We start from the raw sequence: 23,481 nt of genomic DNA, 5'->3' as shown, positions 1-23,481 counted from the left end.
GTCCGCGGACGTGCATCCGTGCGCGGACGGAGAGTCCCGCTAAATCACCAAGTTCCGCTAAATCACCGGATCAGAGCACAACCTCTCGGCTCCATTACCCGTCTCACTGGCATATCGGGAACGTGAACGTTCCACTATTCCAGGTTGAACGGAGCATCAAGGGCCGATGAAGGTCTCCTTCCTCATCCACACCGTCTACGGCATCGGCGGGACGATCCGCACCACGCTCAATCTCGCCGAAGAGCTGGTCAATCGGCATGAGGTGGAGATCGTTTCGGTCTTCCGGCACCGCGATGTGCCGCTGTTCACCATCGACCCGCGCATCACGGTCGTACCTCTGGTGGACACCCGGGTGAACTCGCCGACGAACGAGAAGGAGCACCCGTTCCATCTGCAGCCCGCCGAGTTCTTCCCGCAGAGCGAGGCGCGCTACAAGGAGTACAGCCGGCTCACCGACGACCGGGTGCGTGAGCACTACGCCGCGTCCGACGCGGACATCGTCGTCGGCACCCGGCCCGGACTGGTCGCGTACGCCGCGCAGTTCGCCCCGGACGGCGCGGTCCGCATCGGCCAGGAACACATGACGCACAACCACCACAAGGCCGCGCTGCGCGCCGAGATGTACGAGCATCTCGCCGCCGTCGACGCCTTTGTGACGGTCTCCGAGGGCGACGCCGCGGTGTGGCGGCAGAAGATGCCGCTGCCCGGCACACGCGTGCTGGCGATCCCGAACAGCGTGCCGGAGCCGCAGGTCGCGCCCTCCGACGGGACCGGAAAGGTCGTCGTCGCGGCGGGCCGGCTGGCGACGGAGAAGCAGTACAACGTCCTCATCGACGCCTTCGCCAAGGTCACCGTCCAGCGCCCGGACTGGGTGCTGCGTATTTACGGCGGCGGCGACCAGCGGCCGAAGCTGCGCGACCAGATCCTGCGGATGGGCCTCCACAACAAGGTCCATCTGATGGGGCCGCATTCACCCATCGAACCGGAGTGGGCCAAGGGCGCGATCGCCGTCTCCACCTCGCGCCACGAGTCGTTCGGCATGACGCTGGTCGAGGCCATGCGCTGCGGACTGCCGATGATCTCCACCGACTGCGACTACGGGCCGCGCGAGATCATCGAGGACGGCGTCGACGGACTGCTCGTCCCGGTCGGCGATGTACGCGCGATCGTCGACGCGCTGCTGAGGCTGATCGACGACGAGGAGCTGCGCCGCCGGCTCGGCACGGCGGCGCGCGAGAACGCCCGCCGCTTCGACCCGGCCCAGGTCGTCAAGGAGTACGAGAACCTCTTCGCGGAGCTCATGTCGGCCGCTTCGCAGCAGCCGGTCGCACGGAACCTGGCGCGGGACTTCGCTCCGGTCGCGGACTGTGCGGCAGGCGCGGCGGGCGAGTTGACCCTCACGCTGGTCACCCCGCGGCCGGCCGCCGACGAGGCCGGTCTGCGACTGCTCTGCGTACGGACCGAAGGCAGCACCGAGGTCCGGACGTTCCCGTTCACCGCCGGCGGATCGGTGACCGTGCCGGCCGGCGAGCAGCTCGGCGAAGGCGTGTGGGAGCTGTATGCCGAGATGGCGGCGACGGGTGCGCGGGCCCGCCTCGGCAGCCGCAATGTCGACCAGCGCGGTGCGATGCACGCGGCGGAGCGGCTGGTGCCCGGCGGTGGTGTGCGCAATCTCGTGCCGTACGCCGACAAGGCCAGGGGCACGCTGGTGCTGCGGTCCTGGGTCCGTCCGGTGCACGCGGAGGCCGCGGATGTCCGGCTCGACGGCAGCAGGTTCACGCTCACTGGCCGTCTGATCGGGGCCGCGGCGACGGGTGATCCGGTGCTCGTACTGCGCCGTCGTGGCAAGGCGCATGAACTGACCTTCTCCGGGCAGTGGAACGGGACGGACACGTTCCGCTTCGCCGTTCCCGCGTCGGCGCCGGCCGCCGAGCAGGTCACCGCACACGATGTGTGGGAGGCCTTCCTGCGGTATGCCCCGGATGTCGCGCCGGTGAAGATCGGCCGCGTCCTCGACGACGTGGTGATGAAGAAGGACATCTACAACTATCCGTTGTCTGTCCTGCCGAAGAGGAGGAAAGGCTCTCTTGTACGTGCAATCGCGAAGAAGGTACTCAGAAGGCCCCAGCAGCGGGTTCGCGTCCGTCTCTTCTACACGGCGTCCAACGATCTAGCCCTCAATGTGGTCGACCTGTAGAGATTTCTTTCACAGAGTGACCCAAGTCAACGCAACCAGTCCGCTTTGGTGGCAAGAGTGATTCGCCTCTCGTCTTCTCTGTGGTCTCGGTCACCCGGCGAATCGCCGAATACGCCGGGATTGGCCTGATCACAAGGCAAACAGGAGGTTGCCGAGTGGTGTGGAGTGAAAGACGTCCACCTTGCGAGGCGGTAACGCTGAGTGCAACTATCGGAAAGTCCCCAGCCCCCGCAAGGTAGGTCCGCCTGTGCCAGTGCAGCCCATAGCCAAACCCCGCACCACCGCAGTCGTGCTCGCCGGTGGTACCGGCCAGCGCGTGGGTCTGTCGATCCCGAAGCAACTGCTGAAGATCGCCGGCAAGGCTGTCATCGAGCACACGCTGACGATTTTCGAGCAGGCCGAGTCCATCGACGACGTGATTGTGCTGATGGCGCCGGGTTTTGTGCCCGACGTGGAGAAGATCATCGCAAAGGCCGGACTGACCAAGGTGAGCAGGATCATCGAGGGCGGTTCGACGCGGAACGAGACCACGGAGCGGGCGATCGCCGCGCTGGGCGAGGGGCTTGCCGACGGCGAGGACTGCAATGTCCTGTTCCATGACGCTGTCCGTCCGCTTTTGTCACAGCGTGTGATCCAGGACTGTGTCGACGCGCTCGAGCGCTACCAGGCCGTCGATGTCGCCATCCCGTCCGCGGACACGATCATCGTGACTCGAACGCACGGCGACGACGGCGAGTTCATCACCGAGGTGCCGGACCGCTCGCGGCTGCGCCGCGGCCAGACACCGCAGGGCTTCAAGCTCTCGACGATCCGCCGGGCGTACGAGATCGCGGCCGGCGACCCGAACTTTCAGGCCACCGACGACTGTTCGGTGGTGCTGAGGTATCTGCCGGACGTGCCGATCCATGTCGTGGCGGGCGACGAGTACAACATGAAGGTGACGCAGCCGGTCGATGTCTTCATCGCCGACAAGCTGTTCCAGCTCGCCTCCACCGCATCACCGCGCCAGGCCGACGAGAGCGTGTACCGCGAAATGCTGGCCGGCCGGACGCTGGTCGTCTTCGGCGGCTCGTACGGAATCGGCGCCGACATCTGCGACCTGGCCGAGCAGTACGGCGCGAGCGTCTACGCGCTGGGCCGCTCCACCACCGGTACGCATGTAGAGAATCCGGAACATGTCGACGACGCACTCTCCCGTGCGTACGCCGAGACGGGCCGGATCGACTACGTCATCAACACCGCGGGCGTGCTGCGCATCGGCAAGCTCGCGGAAGCGGACAACGCCACCATCCAGGAAGCGTTGAACGTCAATTACCTGGCACCGGTCCAGATCGCTCGCGCCTCGTACAAGTATCTGGCGGAGACCAAGGGGCAGCTGCTGCTCTACACGTCCTCCAGCTACACCCGCGGTCGCGCCGAGTACAGCCTCTATTCGTCCACCAAGGCGGCCATGGTGAACCTCACCCAGGCGCTGGCCGACGAATGGGCGGGAGACGGAATTCGCGTCAACTGCCTGAATCCGGAGCGCACCGCGACCCCGATGCGCACCAAGGCATTCGGCCAGGAGCCGGACGGCTCGCTGCTCTCCTCCGTCGCGGTGGCCAGGAGTTCGCTGGACGTCCTGCTCTCCGAGCTGACCGGCCATGTCATCGACGTACGACAGCAGGATCCGACCCGCGAGGCGAGTGAAGCGTCCGGGTTCGAAGCGGCATTGGCTTCGGTCCTGGACCGCCAGGCAGACGTGTAATTTGCCCATGAAGGCAGCAAACACGGCATTTGCGGTGGGACTGCTGTAATTCCGGCACCCGTAGTAAAACCGGCACCCCTTGGAGCAGGTTCTTCGTGATTTCGACCGCCATTCGCCTGGCCCGTGTGGGCAGCGGAGCAGAATTGGCCGCCGCGGCCCTACTCGGGCTGGCCTTTCCGTGCGCGCTGATCGCCGCGCTGGTCCCCAGTTTCTGGGGATTCGTCGCTGCTGCCGTCGTCACCTATGCGGCGGACGCGTATCTGCACCAGCGCGGCAGCTACCTGGTCAACAGGCTCAACAAGATCAAGTTCGGGCTGCCGATGCACTTCCTGGTGCGGCAGCTGCTGCTGGTGCTGCTGCTGTCCCGGATGAACCTCGCCGAGCAGACCCTGTTCTATGTGGCGATCGGCTCCTTCCTGCTGATCTTCGGCCTGCAGGCGCCGCACGGCGCGCTGGCCACCTTGATCCGGCTGCGCCGCACCATGCCGGTGGTGACGCGCAATGTCGACCTGTACGGGCTCAAGATCCCGGACGCCCCGCCGAAGGCCCTGCTGAACCGCTCCTCCGAGAAGATGCTCCACCTGGACATCCCCGCCGTGGCCGGCATCCTGGCCGCGACCCGGATGGACACCAACGTCGCCGCGTACATCGGCATCGCCGTCACGCTCGGCCTGGCGGTCCTCTACACCGCCGCGCTGTTCCGCTACATCCGGCCCAGCCGGCGTGTGCCGACCGCGGCCAGGGTGCTCAAGGGCATCGACGGCTGGCTGCGCGAGTACCGGCCCACCGTGGTGCTCTACTTCTCCGGCTCCAAGGAGTCGGCGTACCAGGTGAAGATGTGGATCGAGACGATGGAGCAGCTGGAGGGCCGGCCGCTGATCATCCTGCGTGAGCGCTACATCGTGCCGAAGCTCGGCGAGACCTCGGTGCCGGTCATCTGCGTACCCGGCGGTGTGCATCTGATGAACATGGACCTGTCCACGGTCCGCGTCGCGCTCTATCCGGCCAACGTCGGCAAGAACATCCACATCCTGCGCGTACCGACCATGCAGCATGTCTTCGTCGGTCATGGCGACAGCGACAAGATCGCCAGCGTCAACCCGTTCAGCAAGGCGTACGACGAGGTCTGGACGGCCGGCCGGGCGGGCCGCGACCGGTACGCGCTCGCCGACGTCGGCGTGCGCGACGAGGACATCGTCGAGGTGGGCCGCCCGCAGCTGGCGCCCATCACGACATGGACCGGCACCCCGAAGAACCCGATCCCGACCGTGCTCTACGCCCCCACCTGGGAGGGCTGGGACGACAACCCCGGCAACACCTCGCTGCTGCTGGCCGGCGAGAACATCGTCAAGGGCCTGCTGGACGCCGAGCGCCCGGTCCGCGTCATCTACAAGCCGCACCCCTTCACCGGCACGCGCAACCCCAAGGCCAAGGCGGTGCACGCCCGCATCATGGCGATGATCGAGAAGGCCGCGGCCGAGCGCGCCGCCGAGCCGCGCTGGGCCAAGGAGGCCGCCGCGGCACAGGACGGCCAGGAGGCCGCACGGGCCACCCTGGCCCGCGTCGAGGCACGGCTGGCCGAGCTGTCCAAGCCGGGCCGGTCGGGCGGCGACGAGTCAGAGGTCTCGCGGGTCTCGCTCGCCGACCCGGAGCGGCTGGCGGAGATGAAGCGGCTGCAAGCGGAGAGGAACGAGGCGTACTGGCGTTCCTTCGGCTGGTGGGAGCACAAGACGATCACCGGCTCGCAGCCGCATCTGTACGACTGCTTCAACGAGTCGGACGGCATGGTGTCCGACATCTCCAGCGTGGTCTCGGACTTCATCGCGAGCGGCAAGCCGTACGCGGTGACCGACTCGGCCGCGCTCGGTGCCGAGGAGTTCAGGCGGCAGAACACCGCCGTACGGGCCGCGGTCATCCTCTCCAACAGCGCCGAGGAACTGGGCGAGTTGCTGGACGCCGTCGCCGACCCGGCCGCGGACGAGCTGGCCGAAGAGCGGCGCGTGCTGAAGCGGTATCTGCTCGGGCCCGACGAGCCGACCTCCATCGAGCAGTTCAACGCGGCGCTTGCGGCGCTGACCGCCCGTGCGGAACAGCGCAACGCCCGGGCCGGGCAACAACTCCTCGAGGTGTCGGACGAGGACGTGGCGGAGGCCGTACTGGCCGGTGACGGCGAGCCGGAGCCGGAGCGGGAGACCGCGGCGGCTGCGCCTGCCGCCAGGTCGGCGTCGAAGTCGGAGTCGCTGAGCGAACTGGACGCGCCGGTCGCCCGGGCATGAGCTCCGGGCCGCCGGCCTCCGGCGGCATACCCGATGTACCGCGCTCGCCGCGCGCTGCGCGGCGGGCGCGCGCGTCCAGCCGGTGAAATGGCCGCGCACCCCGTCCGCGCCCTGACATAGATTCGGCCTGTGACAGTGGCAAGACAGCACGTAAGGCAGCGGGTGGCCGAGGCCCGCAGGATCGTCGTCAAGATCGGCTCGTCCTCCTTGACCACCGCATCCGGCGGGCTCGACGCCGACCGCGTCGACGCCCTCGTCGATGGGCTCGCCAAGGCCCGCAGCGGCGGCGAGAAGGAGATAGTGCTCGTCTCCTCCGGCGCCATCGCCGCCGGTCTCGCGCCGCTGGGCCTCGCCCGCAGGCCCAAGGACCTGGCCAGGCAGCAGGCGGCCGCCAGCGTCGGCCAGGGACTGCTCGTCGCCCGCTACACCGCCTCCTTCGCGCGCTACGGCGTACGCGTCGGCCAGGTGCTCCTCACCACCGACGACACCAGCCGCCGCGCCCACTACCGCAACGCCTACCGGACGCTCGACCAGCTCCTCGACATGGGCGCCGTGCCCGTCGTCAACGAGAACGACACCGTCGCCACGGACGAGATCAGGTTCGGCGACAACGACCGGCTCGCCGCCCTCGTCGCCCATCTCGTGCGGGCCGACCTGCTGGTCCTCCTCTCCGACGTCGACGGTCTCTACGACGGCGACCCGGCCCGCCCCGGCACGTCACGGATCGAGGAGGTACGCGGCCCGGCCGACCTGGAAGGCGTCTCCATCGGGTCCGCGGGCAAGGCCGGCATCGGCACCGGCGGCATGGTCACCAAGGTCGAGGCCGCCAGGATCGCCGCGGCCGCCGGCGTGCCCGTCGTCCTCACCTCCGCCAGCCGCGCCGCCGACGCGCTCGCCGGCCGCGTCACCGGCACGTACTTCCACAGCACCGGACGCCGCTCCGCCGACCGGCTGCTCTGGCTTGCGCACGCCTCGACGCCGCAGGGAGCGCTGATCCTCGACGACGGCGCGGTCCGGGCCGTCGTGCACGGCAAGAAGTCGCTGCTGCCGGCCGGAATCGCCGCCGTCGAGGGCGAGTTCACCGCCGGGGACCCGGTTGAACTGCGCGACTCCGAGGGCCGGGCCGTGGCCCGCGGGCTCGTGAACTTCGACGCCAAGGAGATTCCGCAGCTCCTCGGCCGTTCCACCCACGAGCTCGCGCAGGAGCTCGGCCCGGCGTACGAGAGGGAAGTCGTACACAGGGACGATCTGGTCGTCCTGCACCCCTGAAACGGCTGAAAGTCCAGTCATCCGACAGAGACCTTCACCAAAAGGGCCGCATGTTCCGCCCAGGACTGGTCAACTTTGTTGCGGGGGAATGGCGGGGGTACAGCAGGACGACACATGCAACAGGAGGCCGCCGGTGAGACGAGCGCGCCCAGGGGATGTGCCCCGCGGGACCGGGGGCATCCCCCAAGCCCGTAGGGCCGTGGGCGAGGAAAGGGCGTTGACGAGCGTCGGAGCGGGCGCCGACTTCGACGGCGCCGAGGGCACGGAGCCGGGGGAGGCGACCGGATCGACCGGACCGACGACGGACGCGTACGGCGAAAACCGTGAGCAGTCGAAGCTCTGGCACATCACGCTCAGCGTCTCCGGTACCGAAACACCGCTGAAGGAGGTCCGGCGCGGCCTCGAACAGCTCGCGCACGACCACCCCTTCCTGCTGACCAGCCGCTATGCCAACGACCACGCCGAGATCCGCTACTGGGAGGAGGCGCGCGACCTGCACGACGCCGCCGCGGTGGCGCTGCGGCTGTGGGGCGAGCACCGCTCCAGCGCACGCCTGCCCCCGTGGGAGATCGTCGGCCTGGAGGTCATCGACCGCCAGACCTACCACCAGCGCATCGCGGAGGGGTACGGGCCGCCGCCCGCGGCGCCGGTGGGCGTCCACCCCTTCTGAGGCTCTTGTCTCGCAGTACGGAATACGTGCGGGACGTCCGCGGGCAGAGCACTACCCTGCGGGTATGACCACGTCCTCGCCGCTCTCGCCGTACGACAACCTCTCGCCCGTCGCGCAGGCCGCCTACCGGGCCCGCGGCGCCGCCGCCGACCTCGCGCCACTGCCGCGCTCGGCGAAGGACGACGCGCTGCTGGCGATCGCGGACGCGCTGGAGGTCCGTACGAGCGAGATCGTCGAGGCCAACGCCGAGGACATCGCCCGCGCCCGCGAGGCCGGCACCAGCGAGTCGATCATCGACCGGCTCACGCTCACCCCGGAGCGGGTGCGTGCCATCGCCGCCGACGTCCGGGACGTGGCCGCGCTGCCCGACCCGGTCGGCGAGGTGGTCCGCGGATCGACCCTGCCCAACGGCATCGACCTGCGCCAGGTCCGCGTTCCGCTCGGCGTCGTCGGCATCATCTACGAGGCCCGGCCGAACGTCACCGTGGACGCCGCCGCCCTCTGCCTCAAGTCGGGCAACGCCGTTCTGCTGCGCGGCTCTTCGTCCGCGTACTCCTCCAACACCGCTCTGGTGCGGGTCCTGCGGGACGCCGTCGGCGGCTCGGGCCTGCCCGCCGACGCCGTGCAGCTCGTGCCGGGCGAAAGCCGGGATTCCGTACGGGAGTTGATGCGCGCCCGCGGCCTGGTGGACGTGCTGATCCCGCGCGGCGGCGCGAACCTGATCCGTACCGTCGTCGAGGAGTCCACCGTCCCGGTGATCGAGACGGGCACCGGCAACTGCCATGTGTACGTCGACGCCGAGACCGACCTCGACATGGCCGTCGACATCCTGATCAACTCCAAGGCGCAGCGCCCGAGCGTCTGCAACGCCGCCGAGACGCTGCTGGTCCACCAGGACATCGCGGCCGCCTTCCTGCCGCGCGCCCTGGACGCCCTGGCGGAGGCCGGCGTGACCGTGCACGGCGACGAGCGGGTGCAGGAGTACGCCGGCGCCTCCAAGGCCAAGGTCGTCGCGGCCACGGCCGAGGACTGGGAGACCGAGTACCTCTCGTACGACATCGCGGCCGGGGTCGTGGACTCGCTGGACGCGGCCGTGGCGCACATCCGGCTCTGGTCCTCCGGTCACACCGAGGCGATCGTGACCACCTCGCAGGCCGCGGCCCGCCGCTTCACCCAGTTGGTGGACTCGACCACGGTCGCCGTGAACGCGTCCACGCGTTTCACGGACGGCGGTGAGTTCGGATTCGGCGCGGAGATCGGCATCTCCACGCAGAAGCTCCACGCGCGTGGTCCGATGGGCCTGCCGGAGCTGACCTCGACGAAATACATCGTGACCGGCGACGGTCACACTCGGTAGTCGCTGACGAGTCGCTGACGAGTCGCTGACGAGTTGCTGACGAGTTGCGGACGTCAGCCGGGCGGAGAGTCACCCTGCCGGGGAGACTTCCAACTCCGCCTGCCCAAACCGACCGGCCAGGTTTACTCTGATTCCGTGCCGGACGACGTGGGGGGCAGGCCGTTCCCGGACGGCTGGGAGCCCGACGACGACCGCGGAGGCGCGGACGAGGACTTCGCCTCCGTGGTGTTCGACGAGGACTTCGTCCGGGCCGCCGAGTTCCACGAACCGACCGCCGTCGAGCGGCTGCTCGCCGCCGCCCAGGCCCGCGCCGAGGCCGAGGCCGCCCGCGCCGGATCGGGCGGCGGAGTCACCGAGGACGACCTCTACGACGACCGGTACGGCGCGGAGTACGGCCGTGAGCGGGCCTGGGACGAGGACGACTGCACGGACGACGACCCCGGCCCGTACGGGAGGCACGGCGGCGCCCTGCGCCCCTACCGCGGCAGCGCCCGCTGGCACCGGCCGGTGGCCTGGATCCTGGCCCTCCTGATGGGCATCGGCATGGTCGCCCTCGCCTTCACCGCCGTCTACCGGGGCGCCGCTGGCAACCGCCAGGACACGGTGCCCCCGCCCGCCACCACCGGCGTCGACGCCACGCCGTCGGGCGGCTCCGTGCCGGAGCGCGTCGGCGGGCCGTCCGCCTCCGCGGAGTATTCCGCGCCCGCCGTCTCCGCGGACCCGCGTACGCCCTGACCAGCCGCTGGCCAGGCCCCCCACGGCCCCCTGAACGACTGCGTGAGAACTCGTCAGAGTTTGTCGCGTACCACCGCGTTTACCAGGGCCCAGACAGACCTACCCTGAAGGTATGGCTGGGCGCGGAGACCCGCCTGAGGGGACACCCGAGGGACTCCCCGGCGGTGGTGAGGACGAGTACCGATCCGTCGTCTTCGACGAATCGTTCGTACGGGCTGCGCGGCTTCAGGAGTTCTCCGCGCAGGAGCGGATGGGCGACCATGCGCAGGCTGTCCGCAGCCTCCCGGTCTGGAGCATGAGGACGGGCTCCAAGCAGGTCCTGGTGCTTGTGCTGCTGGTCGCGCTGGCCTTCGGCACCGCGATCTATCTGGGCGTCCGCCATCCCTACCAGACACCTGTCGTCAAGCAGGCCGAGCCGCTGCGCATCACCCTGATCCCGCTCGCACCCCAGGGCCCGGTCCCCGGTGGCGCGCCCGCCGATCTCTATGCCGACAGCCCCGCCGCGCAGTTCCGAGTGGGTGCCTCGGGCATCGCGCTGCCCGAGGCGAAGCGCACCAGGAACTTCTCGGAGGGCCAGGTGATGACCGCCCTGACCACCGCGAAGGACTATCTCGTGGAGTCCTCGCTCGACCCCGACGTCCTCACGGGCGGTGCGGTGCGACCGGTGCGCATGCTGCTCGACCCGGATCAGCTGGCGCAGTTCGACCGGAGCATGTCCTCACCGGTCGCCGACGGCCACCATGCCGCCACCGGCTGGCTGGTCCGCTTCGACCCGGCGAAGGTGGCGCTGGCCGACCCCGAGGTGCGGGTGAAGGGCACCATGCGCGTCGCCGAGGTGGGGCCCGACGCCCTGGAGGTGACGTCGGACCACACCTTCGCCTATGCGCTGCGGCCGGCCGTGCAGAACGGGTCCGAGGCGGGGGAGGCCTCGCTCTTCACCGTCCGGCGAGAGCTGCACTTCCGCTTCGACCGTGACGACCTGCACCAGCACCGGGCCGAGCTGCTGGTCAGCTATGTCCAGGCCGGGCCGCAGGCCTGCGCGGACGACACGTCGGGCACGCTGCGTCCGCTGCTCGCCGGCCAGCGGGCCACCGTGGGCGGCCCGGCAGGCACCGACCCGTACGCGACGGGAGAGGCCACCGCGGCGCTCTGCGGCGCACTCTCCCCGAGCGTCCTGCCCCAGCCGAAGCCCTGACCTGCCCGAGTTGGACCTAGCTCTGGCCGCTGCTCTCCGTGCCGCTACCGCTGCCGCTGCCGTTGCTTCCGCCGGACCCCGAGCTGCCGCTCCCGCTCCCGCCACTGCTCGCGCCCGTGAACTTGTCCCGCAGCTTGCCGCCCAGGTCGCCCGCCCCGCCGGCTATGTCGCCGACCAGCTTCATCAGCGGATCCGTGCTGGTGCGCACCGTGTCCGCGTAGTGCGAGGCCGACTCCCGGAAGGAGTCGCTCACCGAGGTGTCCTTGTCCTCGTCGCGCCGCGGGTAGTGGCCGTCCATGATCCGCTGGTAGTCGCGGCTCTCGGCCCACTTCTTCAGCTCGGCCGCGCGCACCGTGGTGAACGGGTGCGAGCGGGGCAGCAAATTCAGAATCTTCAGCACGGAGTCGCGCAGGTCGCCGCCCGCCTCGTACTCCTCGGCCTGCTGGAGGAACGCGTCCACGTTCATCTCGTGCAGGTGGTTACCGCCGGCGATCTTCATCAGGCCGCGCATCGAGGCCTGCAGGTCCTGGCCGACCAGCAGTCCGGCGCGGTCCGCCGAGAGCTCCGACTTGCGGAACCACTCGCGCAGCGCGGTGACGATCGCCATGATCGCCACATTGCCGAGCGGGATCCAGGCGACCTTCAACGCAAGATTGGTGAGGAACAGCAGGATCGTGCGGTAGACGGAGTGGCCGGAGAGCGCATGGCCCACCTCGTGGCCGACGACCGCCCGCATCTCCTCCTCGTCGAGGAGCTCCACCAGCCCGGTGGTGACCACGATGATCGGCTCGTCCAGACCGATGCACATGGCGTTGGGACGCGGGTCCTGCGTGACGTACATCGCCGGGACCTTCTCCAGGTCCAGGATGTAACAGGCGTCCCGCAGCATGGTGTTGAGGTGCGCGAACTGCGCGTCGCTCACCCGCACCGAGTCGGAGAGGAAGAGCAGCCGCAGGCTGCGCTCCGGCAGCAGTCCGCTCAGCGCCTTGAAGACGGTGTCGAAGCCGCTGAGCTTGCGCAGAGCCACCAGCGCCGAGCGGTCAGCGGGATGTTCGTACGCCCGTGAGGAGATGCCCGCGAAGCGCTTGCGCTGCCTGCTCGGTACGTTCTCATGACTGCTGTCGGTCATTCATGCCCCCATTTGACCTTGTTGCCTTGACCTTGTTCGTCCTTGTGGACCTTGGTGCGCGTACTGACTCGAATACTCGAATACCGGTCTCGTCCCCCTGACGGCCCCCAGCGTAGGCGCTGGAGCCACCGCGTGCCGGGGGCTGTGGATAACCCCGTTTTCCGCTGTGCCACCACCGCCAGAACAGCGCCGGTGACAACGACAACGTCTGAGTCGGCGTGAGCGTGCCCGGGCCGCCCGCTTACGATGTGCGCGACGTCTGTCCGCCGATCGATAGGTCTTGCTGAAGATGAGCATCGCCAGCACCGCCGCCAACCTGGTCACTCTCGCCGAGGGTGGCGAGCACGGTGGCAACCACGAAAGCCTCAGCCCCTACCTCACCGGTGGCGGTGCGCTCTTCGCGCTGCTCCTGCTGCTGTGGATCACCACCCGCTTCAACCGCGACCGCTGAGACCGGCCCGAGCAGGCGTACCAGTAGGCTCTGCACGCATGGGAGAGCAGGAAGTGCCTACGGGTTCGCCCACGGGCTCGGGTTCCGGCAGGCGTCGACTCGGCGTGATGGGCGGGACATTCGACCCGATCCACCACGGACACCTGGTGGCCGCCAGCGAGGTCGCCGCCCTCTTCCACCTCGACGAGGTGGTGTTCGTACCGACCGGGCAGCCGTGGCAGAAGACCCACAAGGCGGTGTCTCCGGCCGAGGACCGCTATCTGATGACGGTCATCGCCACGGCGTCCAACCCGCAGTTCTCGGTGAGCCGCATCGACATCGACCGCGGCGGGCCCACGTACACGATCGATACGCTGCGGGACTTGCGCTCCCTCAATGCGAACGCGGATCTTTTCTTCATCACCGGAGCGGACGCGCTCTCACAGATCCTGGGATGGCGGGACGCCGAAGAGCTGTTCTCGCTCGCCCATTTCATCGGGGTGACCCGCCCGGGTCACGATCTCACCGACGACGGGCTGCCCGAGGGTGGTGTCTCTTTGGTGGAGGTTCCGGCGCTGGCCATCTCGTCGACCGACTGCCGGGCCAGGGTCGCCAAGGGCGATCCGGTCTGGTACCTCGTGCCGGACGGCGTGGTGCGCTACATCCACAAGCGCCAGTTGTACCGCGGCGAGTGAGCCACGGAGAGGGGCACCGGTGAACGACCAGCAGAACCCGTACGACCCGTACTACCAGCAGCCGCAGATCATCGGCTACGACGAGTACGGACAGCCGGTCTATCAGCAGCCCCAGCAGTACGATCCCTACGCGCAGCAGCAGCCGCAGCACCCTCAGCAACCGCAGAGCCCTGAGCAGGGGTACGGCTACGACCCGTACGCGCAGCCGCAGCAGCCGCAGAGGCCACAGCAGCCGCCTAGGCCCCAGCAGTACGACCCGTACGGTCAGCAGCAGCAGGGCGGCCAAGGCCAGCAGCAGGGATACGGGTACGACGCGTACGGCTACGACACGAGCCAGCAGCCCGCCGCCGTCGACACCACCCAGCAGTGGAGCGTCCAGCAGCAGCAGCCCCCCGCCGGGCCGCCCCCGCAGGCGCGCCCGCATGCGCAGCCCGAGGCCGCCGTACCGGGGCAGCGCCGCCCGGCCGGCGACCGCGACTACCGGACCGAGCAGTTCTCCTTCATCGAGGAGCCGGACGAGGACTCCGAAGACGTCATCGACTGGCTGAAGTTCAGCGAGAGCCGCTCCGAACGGCGTGAGGAGGCCAAGCGCCGCGGCCGCAACCGCTTCGTCGCCCTGTTCGTCGTCCTCGCGCTGGCACTCACCGGCGGCGTGGGCTACCTCTGGTACGCGGGCAAACTGCCCGGGCTCTCGGGCACCGAGAAGAAGAGCAGCACGGCCACCGGACCGCAGAAGCGGGACGTGATCGTGTTGCATCTGCACAACACGAAGAAAAAGGGCACATCGACAGCTCTCCTTGTCGACAACGCCACCACCAAGCAGGGCACGACCGTTCTGCTCCCCAACTCCCTCTTCGTCGCCAACGACGACGGCACCGCCACCACGCTCGCCAAGTCGGTCGAAGACGACGGCTCGACCGGCACCCGTGAGTCGATCGGCACGCTGCTCGGCGCGAAGATCACCGGCACCTGGCGGCTGGACACCCCGTACCTGGAGAACCTGGTCGAGCTGGTCGGCACCATCGACCTGACCACCGACGTCGAGGTGCCGGGCGTGAAGAAGGGCGAAGCGCCGCTGGTCAAGAAGGGCGAGAACCAGACGCTCAACGGGCGCAGCGCGGTCGCCTACGCCACATATCTCGGGCCCGGCGAGGCCGAGGCGAAGCAGTTGCAGCGCTTCGGCCAGGTGATGCAGGCCGTCCTGAAGAAGTTCCCGGACGACCCGAGCTCCGCGACGGTCACCGTGGAGACCCTGGCGCAGATCCTCGACCCGTCGCTCACCGAGAAGGACCTCGGCGCCTCGCTCGCCAAGCTGGCCGAGCACGCCAAGGGCGGCGACTACAAGTCCGCGCTGCTGCCGGTCCAGCCGGACGGCACGCTCACCGAGCAGGCCTCCAACAGCGTCGTCAAGGACATCCTCGGCGGCTCGGTCACCGCACCTGACAAGGACGCGGCCGTCCGCGTCGGCATCAAGAACGCCACCGGCAAGACCAGCGCCGCGGAGACCGCCCGGATCTCGCTGGTCAACGGCGGGTACACGGTCGTCGACGGCGGCAAGGCCGACACCGCCTCGTCCTCGCAGGTCACCTACGGTGCCGTGGCGCAGAAGGCGAAGGCCGAAGAGGTCGCCAAGACATTGGGGCTGCCGGCGAGCGCAGTGAAGAAGGGGACGACGGCCGCCAACGCCGACGTCTCCGTGGTCCTCGGCAAGGACTACAAGAGCGGGTGACGATCGTGATCGTCCGGCCTTGGTCCCGCACGACCGACCGGGGCCGGACGGTCGGCGACCGATCAAGAGCCGATGGACTGAGAGCTGATGTCCCGGCCGAATAATCCCGGCAGGGGCTGTCAGTGGTCCGTGAGACCCTTGAGGGGTACCCGACCGTCGACGAAAGCCTGCTTGTGACCGCTACGGACCGCTCCATCGAGCTCGTGACCACCGCCGCCCAGGCGGCTGCCGACCGGCTCGCGCACGACATCATCGCCTACGACGTCAGCGACGTGCTGTCGATCACCGACGCATTCCTGCTCGCCTCCGCGCCCAACGACCGCCAGGTCAAGTCGATCGTCGACGAGATCGAGGAGCGGCTGAACAAGGAGCTCGGCGCCAAGCCGGTGCGCCGCGAGGGCGACCGTGACGCCCGCTGGATCCTTCTCGACTACGTCGACATCGTCGTGCATGTCCAGCACAGCGAGGAGCGCGTCTTCTACGCCCTGGAGCGGCTCTGGAAGGACTGCCCCGAGCTCCCGCTGCCCGAGGACGCCCTGAAGACCCGCGGAAAGGCCGAGGAGCACGCCCGGCTCACCGGCGGCCCGGACGGTGAGCTGAGCTGAACGGCAGCGACAAGGACAGCGGCGGCCGGATCAGCGGCGACACGGCGAAGCGCCCCACGGGACGCCGTGTCGTCCTGTGGCGGCACGGCCAGACCTCCTGGAACCTGGAGCGCCGCTTCCAGGGCTCGACGGACATCGCCCTGACCGAGACCGGCGTCGCCCAGGCGCGCCGGGCCGCCCGGCTGCTCGCCTCGCTCAAGCCGGACGCCATCGTCGCCTCCGATCTCCGGCGTGCGGCCGCCACGGCCGGCGAGCTGTCCCAGATCACCGGCCTCAACGTGTCGCACGACTCGGCCCTGCGCGAGACCTACGCGGGCGCCTGGCAGGGGCTGACGCACGAGGAGATCGTCGCGCGCTACGGCGAGCAGTACGCCGCCTGGAAGCGCGGCGAGCCCGTGCGGCGCGGCGGCGGCGAACTGGAGACGGAGGTCGCCGACCGGGCGGCTCCCGTGGTGCTCCACCACGCCGAGAAGCTCCCCGAGGACGGCACGCTGGTCGTGGTCAGCCACGGCGGCACCATCCGCACCACCATCGGCCGGCTGCTGGGCCTGGAGTCGCATCACTGGGAAAGCCTCGGCGGACTCTCGAACTGCTGCTGGTCGGTGCTCGGCGTGGGCGCGCGCGGCTGGCGGCTGCTCGAGCACAACGCCGGCACCCTCCCGGAGCCGGTCCTCGGCGACGACGACTGACGACGACTGACGATGACTGACAGCGACGGACGGGTGCGACTGACCCGGCTCGCACAGGCCTTCAGTCCTGCGCCCCCGGATTTCACTTTCCGGCTGGTCGCAGGCTAAAGTTCTTCTTGTTCGCAGCGCCGAGCGCGAAGAACACGCGGGGCTATAGCTCAGTTGGTAGAGCGCCTGCATGGCATGCAGGAGGTCAGGAGTTCAATTCTCCTTAGCTCCACAATCGCTTCATCACCCGGATCCCGTCCTCAGCAGAGGGCGGGATTTCGTCATGTCTGACGTGCGCGCAGCGCCTCGATCCGCCGCCGGCTCTCCTCGTCGTCCGGCGTGTAGGCGACGATCCGGCACTCGGGCATACCGTTGATCGACAGCGACACGGACGTCATCCGAACCTCGCCGATCGCCTGGTGGCGGAAGGTCTTCACCCGCGGGCCCGGTGGCACGACGTCTCCGCTCTCCCACAGCCTGCTGAAGAAATCGCTCGCCGCCGAGAGGCGGTGGATGAACGACTCCCATGCGGGCTCGCCCACATGGCGTCCGTACGCCCCGCGCAGCTGGGCCACCATCAGCGGCAGCTCCGACTCCCGGAAGACCAGCGGGCAGTTGGGCTCCGGCACCGTGAAGAGCGTCCACAGCACGTTGCCTATGCCGGAGGCCTCCAGGCTGTCCACCGCGAACAGTTCGCGGTAGGCGCAGTTGATCGCCAGCACGTCGTACCGCGAGTTGTAGACCACGGCCGGATGCGGGTCGAGTGCGTCGAGGATGCCCTGGATCTCCGGGCTCACGCTCTGCACGTCAGCCTGGGTCTCCGGCGCGTACGGAACCTCCGCCAGGTGGTAGAGATGCTCGCGCTCGGTCCGGTCGAGCCGCAGCGTGCGCGCCACGGCGTTCAGGACCTGGGCCGAGGCGTTGATCGGACGGCCCTGTTCCAGCCAGGTGTACCAGGTGACGCCGACGCCGGAGAGCTGCGCGACCTCCTCGCGGCGCAGCCCCGGGGTGCGCCTGCGCAGGCCCGGCGGCATGCCGACATCGGCGGGTGTCACCCGCGCCCGGCGGTTGCGCAGGAACGCGGCCAGCTCGGGTCTGCGGCGGTGGCCCGTCGCGCCGCTGCCGTTCGTCGTCGCCGTCATCGTGGTCACACCCCCATGGTCAAGGCCCTGGCCCGTGCTTGCCAGGTGCTGTCAGTACCAGCATCAGCGGGCTCTCATTACCCGTACCGAACCGCCGTCAGGCTCAGGGACATGACGACGACCCCTCAGGAATCCCCTCAGGACACCTTCCGTGAAAGGCCACGGGAGACTCCACCACCCAGTAAAGCCTCGGGCACTGACAACCGGCCGCGGCTGCTGCTCGCTATCGTGCTGGCCGCGCAGTTCATGGCGCTGCTCGACACCTTCATCGTCAACACCGCGGCCCCCACCATCCGTACCGAACTCGACGCGTCCGGCGCCGGGTTGCAGCTCGTCATCGCCGGCTACACCATCACGTACGCCGTGCTGCTGATCACCGGTGCCAGGCTCGGCGATCTCCTCGGGCACCGAAGGGCCTACCTGGGCGGGCTGTGGATCTTCACGGTCGCATCGCTCGCCTGTGGACTCGCCGCGGACACCGGCCAGTTGATCGCCTTCCGGCTGATCCAGGGCGCGGGTGCGGCCCTGATGATCCCGCAGGTACTCAGCCTGATCCAGCGGAACTTCACCGGCGAAGGCCGGGTGCGGGCGCTCGGCGCGTACTCCGCGGTCCTGGCCACCGGAGCCGTCGCCGGGCAGGTCCTGGGCGGCGTCCTGGTCAGCGCCGACCTCTTCGGCGCGAGCTGGCGGCCGGTCTTTCTGGTGAACGTCCCGATCGGCGCGGCCCTGCTGGTCTTGGGTGCGCGGGTGCTGCCGAAGGACCGGCGGGACCGGCCCGAGCGCGCCCGCGGCCTCGATCTGCCGGGCCTGGTGCTCCTCGCCGCCGCCGTGTCGCTGTTCACCGTGCCCCTGGTGCTCGGGCAGGAACAGGACTGGCCGCTCTGGACCTGGCTGTCACTGGCCGCGTCCGCGGTTCTCTTCTGCTGCTTCCTCGCCTACGAGTCCCGGCTGGCCCGTCGCGGCGGCGCCCCGCTGATCGCGCCGCGCGTCCTGCGCATCCCCGGCATGGGCCGGGCCGTCCTGCGGATCACGCTCGCGATGTCGGTGAACGCGGGCTTCCTCTTTGCTCTCACCCTGCACATGCAGAGTGGTCTTGGCCACAGCGCGCTGCGCACGGGCCTGACTTTCGCGCCGACCGCGCTGGTCTTCGGAGCGGTCGGACTGACCTGGCGCCGGTGGCCCGCGTACCTGCAAAGGGCCCTGGTCCCGGGCGGGTTCGCGCTGACGGGGCTGTCCTGCTTCGCCGTGGGAGCGCTGCTGCACGACGGCGGCGACGGCGGGCCGCTTGCGTACGTCGCGTTCCTGGGCATCGGCGCAGGCCTTGCGGCGGCTTTCAGCCCCACGCTCACCGGAGCGCTGGCGACTGTCCGCCAGGAGGACGCGGCGGACGCCAGCGGGCTGCTGGTCACCGTGGCTCAGCTCGGACAGGTGCTCGGAGTGGCTGTTTTCGGCACACTGTTCCTGAATCGCCAGACAGTTCCCGGAGCCGAAGGGTCCGCGGACGGGCTGTGGGCGTGCGCGCTGGCCATGGCGGCCGCGTCGATCTTGGGCGCTGTGGCCGGTCTCGTACGCAAACGCCGCTGACCCTCTTGCGTGGCCATGGCAGAATCGGACGGCCGGATGGGGACACCGGCCAGGCACGGGAGGGAGAGCACGATGTCCGCCAGCAGCGAGGAGGCCGAAGAGGCCGATGAACTGCTTGCCACGGCGGAGGTGCGCGCTCGTCTCAATTGCCCGTCCTGCGGATCGGCGCATGTCGCCCAAGTCCTCGGCGACAATGGCGGAGTTTCCTACGTGTGCACGGCCTGCGGCCACAGCTGGAGCTGAGTGATGGGTGCACACAGGCGGAAATGCGACTGGTGCGGCAGTGGTACGCCCATCGTCCGGGACATGGACCCGATCAATCCCGATTACCAGTACTGGTGCGAGGAGTGCGCGCGAGCGCTGATCATAAAGGGCGACCCCATCGAGACCTACCGTGAGCTCGAAGGGGAGCCCATCTACGGCCGGCTCCTGGACGAGCACTGCACGCTGAAGCGGTTCTACTCGTTCGCCACGGCATGAGCACCGCGTCGGCGGCGTAGACACGGCGAAGAAACGGGATGTTACCGGCCTTGTCCGTACAGATCGGAAACGATTTGGTGATGGACCAGGGAGGGCGTTAATGTTGTCGACGTCGCCGCCGCGGAGGAAACCTCCGATCAGGGCGGCACATCGCAAGGGGCTATAGCTCAGTTGGTAGAGCGCCTGCATGGCATGCAGGAGGTCAGGAGTTCAATTCTCCTTAGCTCCACAGCATCCTTGAAGAAGATCCCCCCCGGTCCTGCAGGACCGGGGGGATCTTCTCGTTCAGCTGGTGCTGTCCCGTCAACCGCGGCCGCTGCCAAGCGCCTTGCGGTTGCTCGACGGCAGCTCAGGGCGGGACTTCGGGATCGGCGGCGCGCCCTGTTCGATGCGCAGCGCCAGTGCCGGGCAGCGGCGTACGGCCCGCTGGGCACGGCCCCGCATGTGCATCGGGACGACCGCGTCCGCGACCGACGGATAGCCGTCGGGGCCGAGGCGGATCAGCTCCGGGATGATGTCCGCGCAGAGACCGTGGCCCTGGCAGAGCGTCCAGTCCACGGCGACCTTCTCACCGCTCGGGATCGACTCTTCCGCTTCCTCGTAGCCCGGCATCGGCAGGGGCAGCACGCCGATCGTTTCGCGTCCGCAGCCGCCGTGCAGCACATGCGCCGCCAGATCGTCCGTGAAGGCGGACAGCGTCGAAGCGAAGAAGCGTGCCGAGCCGTCGGGGTGCTTGCACGCGCCACGGCCCTTCACGGCCTGGGTCACCTCGCGCAGCGCCTCCAGGGCCGCCGGACCGCCGCCGTTCATCACGTCGGCCAGGCCGCCGGCCGCGGCGGGCAGCCCGAGCTTGCAGGGGCCGCACTGACCCGCGGTCTCGGCGGCCAGCCAGTTCGCCACGCGCAGGGCCTCGCCCAGGGGGCAGGTCTCCGGGCCGATCGGCAGGATCGCGCCCGCACCGAGCGAGCCGCCCACGGCCGCCAGCGACTCGCGCGAGACCACCGACTCATGGACGGCCACCGAGTCGATCCAGTTGCCGTGGTAGCCGCCGGTGAGCACGCCCTGCGGCAGCGGCGGTGCGCCCGCCAGCTGCAGTACGTACCGCAGCGGCACGCCTGTGGGCACCTCGACGACCATCGGGCGTGCGACGGCCCCGGAGATCGTCAGCATGACCGTGCCCGGCTCGGAACCCGTGCCGGTGTTGCCGTAGCGGCGGGAGCCGATGCGGGCGGCGATGGCCAGCTGCGCGAACGTCTCCGCGTTGGACAGCAGCGTCGGAGCGCCGCCGACGCCGGTGTCGGACGCCCGCTCGCGGCGGCCGGGCGGCAGCGCAGGGCCGCCGTTCACGGCGCGGATCACGGAGGATGCCTCGCCGGAGACCATGCGCTCCGGTGTACGCACGATCCGCGCGCGCAGCTGCTGCCCGCGCCGGTCGGACAGCCCGCGCTCGGCGAGCGCGGCACGCATCGAGATCTCCGTGGAGTTACGGGTCACCGCGACGACCAGGGTGCGCGCGCCGAGCGCCTCGGCGGCCAGCAGCGCGCCGTCCAGGATCAGATGCGGCGCGCGGTTGAGCAGCACGGTGTCCTTGCGGCAGGCGGGCTCGCCCTCACTGCCGTTGACCACGACGACGGGCCGCACCCCGCGTCTGATGGCGGACTTGGCCACGGCACGCAGCTTCTGGCCGAACGGGAATCCTGCACCGCCGCGGCCTCGGAGGGTTATCTCCTCGGCCAGCTGGGCGAGCAGCTCTCCGGTCATCGGCTCCAGCGGACCGTGCACCTTCAGGTGCATCTGCAGATCGAGGCGTTCGACAAGGTCGAACCCCTGGGTCAGCTGCGGAAGACCGACGACGCGGACCTCGGGGACATCGGGGAGGGGGGTGTTCAAGGTCGCTCTCCTGCGGGCGCGTTCCAGGGTTCTCCTGCCGGGGGCGGGTAGAGGGGTCCTGGCATCGGCGCCGTGTCGTCGTACACACCGGCGGTGCCGGTTTCGTACGGGGACGGGGGTGTCTCGTACGGGGGAGTGGAAGGGGCTTCGTAAAGAGGGTCGTACAGGGGTGTCTCGAAAGACGAGAAGGAAGTGCCGGCGGAGGCCTCGGGGGCGTAGGTCTCCGCGGGGTTGTACGCGATCGGCGGCTCGTAGACCGGCGGAGCGGGAGGCTCGTACGCCGCAGGAGCCGCGGGTTCGGACGGGACGGCCTGTGCGGGCGGGCGCGGCGAGGGTGTGGGCCACATGCCCGGGGCGGGTCCGGTCTCCGAGATGACGGGGATCTCCTCGGTCATCGGGATGCGCTCGGCCAGCGGAGCGTTCGGGTCGCTGCCGAGGGAGACCGCGCGGTAGGCGGCGGATATTCCGGTGCCCGCGCTGTTGCCCGGGACGCTGCCGATGTTCGGTTCGGCCTGGGGAGGCGGCGGCGCTTCGTAGAGCTGGGGCGCGGGGGCCGCGAGGCGGGGCTGCTGGCGGGACGGGCCGAGCGAGGACGGCTGGCCCAGGGGGGACGTGCGCTGGAGGTCCTGTTCGTACTCGTACGAACGCTGGGACGGGATGCCGTTCATGCGGTTGAGGCCGGCCGGTCCGGTCAGTGAGTTCATCCCGGGGAGGGGGCCGGTCTGGTCGCGCACCAGGTCCTCGTCCAAGGGGCCGTCGGGGTCGCCGCCGGTCAGGGAGAGGATCTTGTTGGCGATGCGGCGCTTCATGGGACGCGGCAGCAGCCGCAGCGAAACGGCGCCCGTGACCGCGGCGAGCGCCAGGCAGTACATGGTCGTGACCCAGGTGGCGGCGGGACGGCCCGCGTACAGACCGTGCACCAGCGCGAAACACCACGCCGGGTAGGCCAGCATGTGCAGCGGCCGCCAGCGGCCCGCCACCTTGATGTTTCCGGCGAGCGCGCTGCGCAGCGCGCCGGTCGTGGCAGCGATGATCATGAGATAGCCGGCCAGCGAGCCGAATCCGATCAGGCCGGCCGTGCCGGAGACGCCGAGCCCGAACGGGATCAGGGCGCCGACCACCTCCACATGCCCGAGCGTCACCTTCACGGTGGCGTGCAGCACCAGGAAGCCGAGCGACGCGGTCGCGGTGGTGCGGTGGATGGCCTGCGAGATCAGGCGCTGGCGGGTCGTGAGCAGCAGCCGGTCGGTGGCGATGAGGCCCCACGCGACGGACGCGGTCAGGGACACCAAGGACAGGACCCCGGCGGCGAAGTCGAGAGCGGCACGAAAGCTTTCGCTCCCGCCCACGGCGAGCAGGGGTATGAGCACGAACGCCGCGACAGTCAGGCCACCTTGCACAGGGCGGCTGAGCCCGGTACTCGGGGCGGGCGACGAACGGCTTTTGCGACGAGGGTTCATGGGTCGACTCCGAAGGTGCGGGAAATGCGGTCCCGTTGACGCATGCTAGGTCGACCCATACCAGGCGGTACGAGGTTTCTGCGTTTAGAGAGCGGAACCACAGCCAACTGACTCTGGGGTTGCCCCGGATAGGGGCGATACGCGGGGTAACCCGGGCGACTCCGGAGCTATCCGGAACCTTTCGGTGCCTGTATGTGATCGCTATTGGCGGCCG

Annotated in this window: 20 protein-coding genes and 2 tRNA genes; 18 read left to right on the top strand and 4 right to left on the bottom strand. The window is 69.4% G+C overall.

Annotated features, from left to right (window positions below; translation table 11 throughout):
- Window positions 1–166: 166 nt before the first annotated feature.
- The 8 genes from ACH4YL_RS35485 (at window position 167) to ACH4YL_RS35450 (ending at window position 11,446) form a co-directional block, all read left to right on the top strand.
- Entirely contained in the window at window positions 167–2,197 is a 2,031-nt protein-coding gene (locus tag ACH4YL_RS35485) for a glycosyltransferase family 4 protein (protein ID WP_398511640.1), read from the top strand.
- A gap of 247 nt (window positions 2,198–2,444) precedes the next feature.
- Entirely contained in the window at window positions 2,445–3,944 is a 1,500-nt protein-coding gene (locus ACH4YL_RS35480) for an SDR family NAD(P)-dependent oxidoreductase (RefSeq protein ID WP_398511639.1), read from the top strand.
- Window positions 3,945–4,069: 125 nt separating this feature from the next.
- Window positions 4,070–6,220, top strand: a complete 2,151-nt coding sequence (locus tag ACH4YL_RS35475) for a hypothetical protein (RefSeq protein WP_398511638.1) — start codon at window positions 4,070–4,072, stop codon at window positions 6,218–6,220.
- A gap of 162 nt (window positions 6,221–6,382) precedes the next feature.
- Window positions 6,383–7,489 carry a glutamate 5-kinase gene (gene proB / locus ACH4YL_RS35470; protein WP_398511674.1) on the top strand — a complete coding sequence of 369 codons (1,107 nt, stop codon included), beginning with the start codon at window positions 6,383–6,385 and terminating at the stop codon, window positions 7,487–7,489.
- A gap of 133 nt (window positions 7,490–7,622) precedes the next feature.
- Entirely contained in the window at window positions 7,623–8,159 is a 537-nt protein-coding gene (locus ACH4YL_RS35465; RefSeq protein WP_398511637.1) for a hypothetical protein, read from the top strand.
- Between the two features lie 64 nt (window positions 8,160–8,223).
- Window positions 8,224–9,516 (top strand): glutamate-5-semialdehyde dehydrogenase, encoded by a 1,293-nt coding sequence (locus ACH4YL_RS35460; RefSeq protein ID WP_398511636.1) that lies wholly within the window; start codon window positions 8,224–8,226, stop codon window positions 9,514–9,516.
- 135 nt (window positions 9,517–9,651) lie between these two features.
- Window positions 9,652–10,251, top strand: coding sequence for a hypothetical protein (locus ACH4YL_RS35455; protein ID WP_398511635.1), 600 nt, complete (start codon window positions 9,652–9,654; stop codon window positions 10,249–10,251).
- 112 nt (window positions 10,252–10,363) lie between these two features.
- Window positions 10,364–11,446: a hypothetical protein gene (locus tag ACH4YL_RS35450; protein WP_398511634.1), complete on the top strand. Its 1,083-nt coding sequence runs from the start codon at window positions 10,364–10,366 to the stop codon at window positions 11,444–11,446.
- 16 nt (window positions 11,447–11,462) lie between these two features.
- Here ACH4YL_RS35450 and ACH4YL_RS35445 read toward each other — a convergent pair whose 3' ends face one another.
- A complete protein-coding gene (locus tag ACH4YL_RS35445; RefSeq protein WP_398511633.1) occupies window positions 11,463–12,575 on the bottom strand; it encodes a M48 family metallopeptidase in 1,113 nt (370 codons plus the stop codon).
- Window positions 12,576–12,864: 289 nt separating this feature from the next.
- On the opposite strand from ACH4YL_RS35445, the gene ACH4YL_RS35440 reads away from it, so the two are divergent.
- The 6 genes from ACH4YL_RS35440 (at window position 12,865) to ACH4YL_RS35415 (ending at window position 16,943) form a co-directional block, all read left to right on the top strand.
- Window positions 12,865–13,026, top strand: a complete 162-nt coding sequence (locus ACH4YL_RS35440; protein ID WP_398511632.1) for a hypothetical protein — start codon at window positions 12,865–12,867, stop codon at window positions 13,024–13,026.
- A gap of 38 nt (window positions 13,027–13,064) precedes the next feature.
- A complete protein-coding gene (gene nadD / locus ACH4YL_RS35435) occupies window positions 13,065–13,700 on the top strand; it encodes a nicotinate-nucleotide adenylyltransferase (protein WP_398511631.1) in 636 nt (211 codons plus the stop codon).
- Between the two features lie 19 nt (window positions 13,701–13,719).
- Complete coding sequence (locus tag ACH4YL_RS35430) at window positions 13,720–15,429, top strand: LCP family protein (RefSeq protein ID WP_398511630.1); 1,710 nt, start codon at window positions 13,720–13,722, stop codon at window positions 15,427–15,429.
- A 173-nt stretch (window positions 15,430–15,602) separates the two neighbouring features.
- Window positions 15,603–16,034 carry a ribosome silencing factor gene (rsfS, locus tag ACH4YL_RS35425; protein WP_398511673.1) on the top strand — a complete coding sequence of 144 codons (432 nt, stop codon included), beginning with the start codon at window positions 15,603–15,605 and terminating at the stop codon, window positions 16,032–16,034.
- Window positions 16,035–16,063: 29 nt separating this feature from the next.
- On the top strand, window positions 16,064–16,723 hold the full coding sequence (locus ACH4YL_RS35420; RefSeq protein WP_398511672.1) for a histidine phosphatase family protein: 660 nt from the start codon (window positions 16,064–16,066) through the stop codon (window positions 16,721–16,723).
- A gap of 147 nt (window positions 16,724–16,870) precedes the next feature.
- Window positions 16,871–16,943 (top strand) — tRNA-Ala (locus ACH4YL_RS35415).
- Window positions 16,944–16,992: 49 nt separating this feature from the next.
- Here the strand turns inward: ACH4YL_RS35415 and ACH4YL_RS35410 are convergent.
- A complete protein-coding gene (locus ACH4YL_RS35410; RefSeq protein ID WP_398511671.1) occupies window positions 16,993–17,853 on the bottom strand; it encodes a helix-turn-helix transcriptional regulator in 861 nt (286 codons plus the stop codon).
- Window positions 17,854–17,964: 111 nt separating this feature from the next.
- Between ACH4YL_RS35410 and ACH4YL_RS35405 the strand changes: the two genes are divergently transcribed.
- From ACH4YL_RS35405 to ACH4YL_RS35390, 4 genes are all read left to right on the top strand, one after another.
- Window positions 17,965–19,437 carry an MFS transporter gene (locus ACH4YL_RS35405; protein ID WP_398511629.1) on the top strand — a complete coding sequence of 491 codons (1,473 nt, stop codon included), beginning with the start codon at window positions 17,965–17,967 and terminating at the stop codon, window positions 19,435–19,437.
- A gap of 72 nt (window positions 19,438–19,509) precedes the next feature.
- Complete coding sequence (locus tag ACH4YL_RS35400; RefSeq protein ID WP_398511628.1) at window positions 19,510–19,680, top strand: hypothetical protein; 171 nt, start codon at window positions 19,510–19,512, stop codon at window positions 19,678–19,680.
- A gap of 3 nt (window positions 19,681–19,683) precedes the next feature.
- A complete protein-coding gene (locus tag ACH4YL_RS35395; protein ID WP_328400676.1) occupies window positions 19,684–19,917 on the top strand; it encodes a hypothetical protein in 234 nt (77 codons plus the stop codon).
- A gap of 156 nt (window positions 19,918–20,073) precedes the next feature.
- A tRNA-Ala gene (locus ACH4YL_RS35390) sits at window positions 20,074–20,146 on the top strand.
- 74 nt (window positions 20,147–20,220) lie between these two features.
- On the opposite strand, the gene ACH4YL_RS35385 is transcribed toward ACH4YL_RS35390, so the two are convergent.
- Window positions 20,221–21,807 (bottom strand): ferredoxin, encoded by a 1,587-nt coding sequence (locus tag ACH4YL_RS35385; protein WP_398511627.1) that lies wholly within the window; start codon window positions 21,805–21,807, stop codon window positions 20,221–20,223.
- Window positions 21,804–23,177 carry a hypothetical protein gene (locus ACH4YL_RS35380; protein ID WP_398511626.1) on the bottom strand — a complete coding sequence of 458 codons (1,374 nt, stop codon included), beginning with the start codon at window positions 23,175–23,177 and terminating at the stop codon, window positions 21,804–21,806. Before ACH4YL_RS35380 ends, ACH4YL_RS35385 begins: the two co-directional genes overlap by 4 nt.
- Window positions 23,178–23,481: the final 304 nt, after the last annotated feature.

The organism is Streptomyces sp. NPDC020681 (genome assembly GCF_044334895.1).
Lineage (GTDB): Bacteria > Actinomycetota > Actinomycetes > Streptomycetales > Streptomycetaceae > Streptomyces.
Note: the sequence above shows the minus strand (reverse complement) of the source record. Positions and strands in the feature narration are given on the sequence as shown.